The sequence below is a fragment of the Belnapia moabensis DSM 16746 genome, from assembly GCF_000745835.1.
GTDB classification, from domain to species: domain Bacteria; phylum Pseudomonadota; class Alphaproteobacteria; order Acetobacterales; family Acetobacteraceae; genus Belnapia; species Belnapia moabensis.
This window is the reverse complement of the sequence record NZ_JQKB01000263.1, coordinates 1-1,618: the sequence shown is the minus strand read 5'-3', so window position 1 is coordinate 1,618 and position 1,618 is coordinate 1. Positions and strand designations below refer to the sequence as shown.

1 protein-coding gene is annotated in these 1,618 nt (G+C 58.7%); it reads left to right on the top strand.

Features of this window, described 5'->3' with window-relative positions:
• The first annotated feature begins 122 nt into the window (after nucleotides 1-122).
• Nucleotides 123-1,235, top strand: coding sequence for an FkbM family methyltransferase (locus EP26_RS34410; protein WP_084113200.1), 1,113 nt, complete (start codon nucleotides 123-125; stop codon nucleotides 1,233-1,235).
• Nucleotides 1,236-1,618 lie beyond the last annotated feature (383 nt).

The following is a 1,618-nucleotide window of genomic DNA, read 5'->3' as shown; positions in this document are numbered from 1 at the left end:
GCCAAGCCATTCGCCTGGACCAGGCCTGCCGACACCATCCTCGGCACGCTGGCCAGGCTTCCTGCACCTTCCGTTTGAGTCAGTGCACTAGGTAGCCGCCCTGCTCGGTAAATCGAGGTGCCATGAAGCGACATCTACGTTCAGCTGTGGAATGGGTGCTCTCACGCCTGCCGCTCGCCAGAGCCGCCTACATCCAGCGAGATTTAGCGTTTGCGCGTGTGGCGGAACTGGAAGCCAGTTTGGCACGTCTCCGGCCTCTTCGCACCGAGGCCAAAGGAACAGATGGGTTGAGCGCGGTAGCGCAGGTGCAGCAGCTCGATCCAATGCTGCTGGAAAAGCAGGTTCCCGTAACACGCACCGTAGAGGAGCGTATAGCCATAGCAACGCGATGTCGCGATGCTGATGTGCTGCCCAAGGTTCCAAATGCAGGCGCTGTAGTCGAGCAGGCAGACGGCTTGCGTGTACAGATCATGCACAACGGCATCAGAGTGGTCGCCGGAGGCTACTATGGAGACTGGATGCAGGACCTTATTACTCGCTGCCGCGGCCATCACGAGCCGCAGGAAGAAACTTTATTCGCTGAGGTGATGAAACATCTCCCTGCTGGCGCCACCATGTTGGAGCTAGGTGGATTCTGGAGCTTCTATTCCCTCTGGTTTCTATCCAAGGGAAAAGGTCGGCGGAGCGTCATTGTAGAAGCAGACCCAGCGAACTTGGAAGTGGGCCGGACCAATGCGCGCCTCAACAACCGCGCTCCCTACTTCATCAACGCCTTCGTTGGAAAAACTCCTGCTGCTCCCACGCCTTTCACCACTGAGGTATCTGGTATCCGCGAGCTCGCATGCGTAACCGTAGACAGCCTGATGGAAAGCCAAAAAATTGAACATCTCGACCTGCTGCATTGCGATGCACAAGGCGCTGAGCTGGATGTTCTGACCAGCTGTACCGAGCTGGCTACCGCAGGGCGATTGAGTTGGGTAATTGTGTCGACGCACACGCATCATATCAGCAAAGACCCACTAACCCATCAGCGCTGCTTGGCAGTGCTGCGCCAAGCTGACGCAACAATCATTGCTGAACACGACGTTCAGGAGTCCTACAGCGGAGATGGGCTCATCCTAGCCAAGTTCGGTCCGGTACCTTCAACCTGGCGCACACCGAAGCTTAGTTATAACCGCTACTCGGAAAGCTTGTTCCGCAATCCGCTGTATGACCTTGCGGCAAAATACCCGTGAGCTGCACCCGGTTTCCTTGGATAACGATTTGTCCGACTGGAAAGCGACGCGCAAACGCGGGTGGTGCTGCCTCGCTCTGCACCGCCCGCCGGGCCGCCGCAGAATGCTCCGGGTCCGCCGCATGCCCATCCTAGTGTGGTCAGAAGCCGCCCGTTTCCGAGACGGACCTGCTAGCCGTTCGTATTCACCACGGGTATACGGGGAGGCTGGCGGGCGTGGCGTAAGCTGCTGATTGCGTTTACTGACTTGGGTGTCGAGACCAACCCGCAGCACCGCCAGGCCTTGCCACACCCGCCATGGATGACAATGCGACCGAGCCTTCGGCTTTCCAGCGATCGGCCGCAAGAAAGTGGTCGCCGCCTTCGATGGCGGGCGGCTGACCT

Excerpts from the sequence above, each read along its gene's own strand:
- EP26_RS34410 (WP_084113200.1), top strand. The coding sequence starts at position 123 with ATGAAGCGACATCTACGTTCAGCTGTGGAATGGGTGCTCTCACGCCTG.